The following is a 3,758-nucleotide window of genomic DNA, read 5'->3' on the forward strand; positions in this document are numbered from 1 at the left end:
CGCGTATAACCAGTCCGACCTGGTCGACGGCGGCACCAGCTTCACCCAGGTCGCGGCCAGCGACGGCTTTGTCATGGCGACAGTCGGCCAGCCGACCTTCAGCGCCAATTACCTCGGCACCCTGGAAGGTTTTACCGCCGACAGCAGCGGCAGCAACACCAGCTTTGTCTACGCCACCGGACTGGCTTACAGCTATACCATCCCGAACGGGAAAAAGGGCGCGAGCACGATCCTGATTCCCATGCCCGGCTCGTTTACCATGCCGGTGCGCAAGGGCGAGACCTGGAACCTGCGGCTGACCTGGAATCCTGAAATCGGCCAGGCGCCGCAAGTGGAGTTTTACTGGGTCCCGGACCTCGACAGCGCGCAGGGGCAGGCGGGGACGCCGGCCGGCCAGCAGGCCAGCATCATGAAGCAGGCCATGAACACGCTGCGCGACGAGCTGCAGTCCGGCAAGGTGCAAGGCAGCATGCTGCTGTCGGCCCAGCAGGCGATCGACAGCCGGGTGCACGACCTGGCGCATATCCTCGGCGACAGCGTCAGCCACGGCAGCAGCGAACCGGACCGCCAGCAGTTCCTCGCACGCCTGCAAAAGATCGTCTGCTCGGCGGCGCCGCAGGGACAGAAAACCGACAATACAGTCGATCCGCAAGTCCTGCAGGAATTGATCGCCAGCTTCGGCAAGCTCAGCGGCCATACATTCAGCAGCCAGCAAAGCGGCCTGATCGAAGCCGGCGTGCGGGCGCTGGTGCAGATCAACGATAACGACGCCAACCGGCGCGACCTGTCGCTGATCAACCGCAACATCGGGCTGTTCATCGACAATATGCAACAGGTGCTGGACAAGCAGTTCAGCAACAATGAGCGCCGGCTGCTGACGCGGGCGCTGGTGCGCATCGTCGGCGACGGCACCCGCGGCGACCTGTGAAGCACGGCCAACCAGCCTCGGCGGACCGGCCGTGCTAGCTGCCGCCAGTCGCACCCGGTTGACAACCTTCGACTTGCTGGATGAAGCCGGCTGCGAAGACTGGGTGCTGCGCACGCTGCTGCTGCGGCGCCACTGGCGTTCGCGGCATGCCGCGGCGCCGTTCTTTACGCTTGGCCTGGCGGCGTACCTGGATTGCGGTGCAGGCCGGGTCTACCATGACCTGGCGTTGCGCAGCCAGAACAACCGCATGCTGGAAAGCCATTTCGGCCCGCTGCTGCAAGCGCTGGCGACGCTGCTGGGCGATTATTTCGGCGCGCCGGCCGGCATGACGGATGGCGCGGCATGGCCCGGTTTCCATATCTACCTGCCGCATCCGGCGTTCAGCCTGCCGGTCGCCAGCGTGCACCGCGACCTGCAGTACCGGGATGTCTTTCCCGGACAGGGGTTCGCCGAGGACGACATGTTCAGTTTCACCTTGCCGCTCAGCACGCCGGAGGGCAGCGGGCTGAATATCTGGAGCGATGGCGCCGTTGCCGCCGCTCCCGATTTCCATCCCTACCGCAGCGGGCAGCTGGTGGTCCACAGCGGCCTGGCGACACACCAGGCCGTGCTCAGGTGCGACGGCTATCTTGAACGCATCACGCTGCAAGGCCATGGCCTACGGCTTGGGCAGCGCATCCTGCTGTACTGGTAAGAGCATGCCGACCGCCGCCATCCATCCGGAATTCCATCTGCGCCTGTTCAGCCAGGCCGCGGCCGACGACATCGTCCAGCGCCTGCTCAACCTCGATGCTTTCTGGTTGCCGCGTCATCCGCATCTGCCGTTTTATACATTGGGCGCGACCAACTACTACGACATCACCGGCAATCCGGCCAAGCCGTACCTGCGCCTGGCGCGCCAATACAATCCTTTCCTGCACGAAAATTTCGGCGACGTATACCAGGCCTTGCTGTCCGGCCTGCAAGAACAGCTGGGGCAGCCCGTCGGTTTCCTGTCGGACGCGGCGCTGCCCGGTTTCCATATTTTCGGCGGCCACGCCGATTTCGCCGCCGACGACCAACACGATATTCTGCACGGCGCATGGTTCCAGCGGCGCGACGGCCATGGTTTTCCCGGCAATCCGATCCATGTCGACACGGCGCACCTGGCGCTCGGGCTGCCCGCCGCAGTGGCCGGCGCGCCGTTGCCCACCTTGTCGTTTACCTTGGCGCTATGCTTGCCCGAGGAGGGCGCTGGCATGAAGATCTGGCCGCTGCGCCTGGCCGATATCGCCGACCTGGGCGGCCAGGAACAGATGCAGCTGCTGCAAGACTGCGCCAGCCGCCTGGTTGCATACCAGGCCGGCGCTTTGTTCGTGCATTCCGGCGACTGCTATCACCAGGCGCGCGGCCTGCCGGTGCAGGACGGGCAATACCGCATCACGCTGCAAGGCCACGGCGCCTGGCTGGATGGCCGGTGGCGCCTGTTCTGGTAACGCCTGCCAACCTGAGGAATGACGCCATGTTTTTCACCCCAAGCCAATTTGCCTTTACCCAGCTGCTGAGCCGCCACTGGCAAGCGATCCTGGCGGAATGCCTGGCGTTGCCCGGGCAGGAGTTCGACGCCTGGCCGGAAAGGCAGCTGTACAACCACGGCTGGGATGTATATGGGTTATATGTCGGCCAGCAGCCGCTGCTGGAAAACTGCATCTTCTGTCCGCATACTGCGGAACTGCTGCAGCAGGTTCCCGGGTTGTCGCATGCCGGCTTTTCGCGGCTGGCCGCCGGCACCGAAATTTCGCCGCACGTCGGCTACAGCGACCAGGTGCTGCGGCTGCATCTCGGTTTGCGCGCCGGCGAGCATTGCGGCATCCGCGTCGGCGCGCAGGTGCGGCGCTGGATCCCGGGAGAATGCCTGGTTTTCGACGATACCGTTGAACATGAAGCCTGGAACCGCGGTAGTTCGGAACGGCTGGTGCTGCTGGTGGATTTCGCCAAGCCGGAAGGAGCGCAGGCCGATGAATCCAGCTGAAACCACTGCTTACGCCGATAACCAGGAATTGCTGCAAGAGCTGCGCCAGATTGGCGACGGCATGATCGAGCGCGCCTTGCTACTGCGCCAGCTGGCGGAGGGGCCGTCATTCGACCAGGCGGAAACGGATGACCGGCTGGCGGCGCTGTACCGCCAGGCCAGCCGCCGGCAAGCTCCTTCCGGCCAGTTGCAGCAACAGCTGGTCCAGCTGGGATCGGCCCTGCAGCGCCGCTGGGACCGGCTGGTCCAGCGCAGCGCGGCCAGCATCCGCTCCCAGGTGTTTTTGCCCTGGGTGCACCTGGCGCTGCTGTTCCAGCTCAGCCAGCGCGACCAGGAGTTATTGCTGTGCGCCTTCCTGGCTGAACTGGACCAGCGCTACCACGCCATCCTGCAGGCAGTGAGCAGCGATCCGGACGCCGCCGACGACGACCACGGCTTCACGCCTTTGGCCAGCGCGGCAGTGATGCTGGGTGGCGCCCTTGCGGATCGCATCGACATGCAGCAGAGCCTGATGAGCAATGGCGCCTTGCGTCAGTGGGACCTGGTCGAACTGGCCGGCGGCAGCCGCCTTGGCGCGCTGAGCGGCGGCTATCGCTTGAACGCCGCGATCGCCTCCTACCTGCTGGCGCGCGCCGCGCCGCAGCTGCGCCTGGAACAGCCGCTGCACGATATCGACGGCCGGCTGGAGCTGGATGAACACCTGGTGGAAGAAGCGGTGAAGCAACAGCTGTCCAGTTTCATTGCCCGCGCCGCCAAGGCGGACGACGGGCATTCCAGCTTCATGCTGCATCTGCAAGGCCCCGACCTGTCCCTGCAGGA

At 65.1% G+C, this 3,758-nt stretch carries 4 protein-coding genes and 1 pseudogene; all 5 read left to right on the forward strand.

Going from position 1 to position 3,758, the window contains the following annotated elements; genetic code table 11:
• On the forward strand, positions 1-928 hold a 928-nt coding region (locus JWQ61_RS14680; protein ID WP_304361180.1), incomplete at its 5' end, for a hypothetical protein.
• A 31-nt stretch (positions 929-959) separates the two neighbouring features.
• Positions 960-1,622, forward strand: coding sequence for a hypothetical protein (locus JWQ61_RS14685; RefSeq protein WP_304361181.1), 663 nt, complete (start codon positions 960-962; stop codon positions 1,620-1,622).
• A gap of 4 nt (positions 1,623-1,626) precedes the next feature.
• Complete coding sequence (locus JWQ61_RS14690) at positions 1,627-2,403, forward strand: hypothetical protein (RefSeq protein ID WP_304361182.1); 777 nt, start codon at positions 1,627-1,629, stop codon at positions 2,401-2,403.
• 26 nt (positions 2,404-2,429) lie between these two features.
• A complete protein-coding gene (locus JWQ61_RS14695; protein WP_304361183.1) occupies positions 2,430-2,939 on the forward strand; it encodes an aspartyl/asparaginyl beta-hydroxylase domain-containing protein in 510 nt (169 codons plus the stop codon).
• Positions 2,926-3,758, forward strand: a pseudogene (locus tag JWQ61_RS14700) (ATP-binding protein); the annotation flags it as partial. The gene JWQ61_RS14695 and the pseudogene JWQ61_RS14700, both read left to right, overlap by 14 nt.

It is taken from the genome of Collimonas fungivorans, from assembly GCF_028292705.1.
GTDB lineage: Bacteria > Pseudomonadota > Gammaproteobacteria > Burkholderiales > Burkholderiaceae_D > Collimonas > Collimonas fungivorans_B.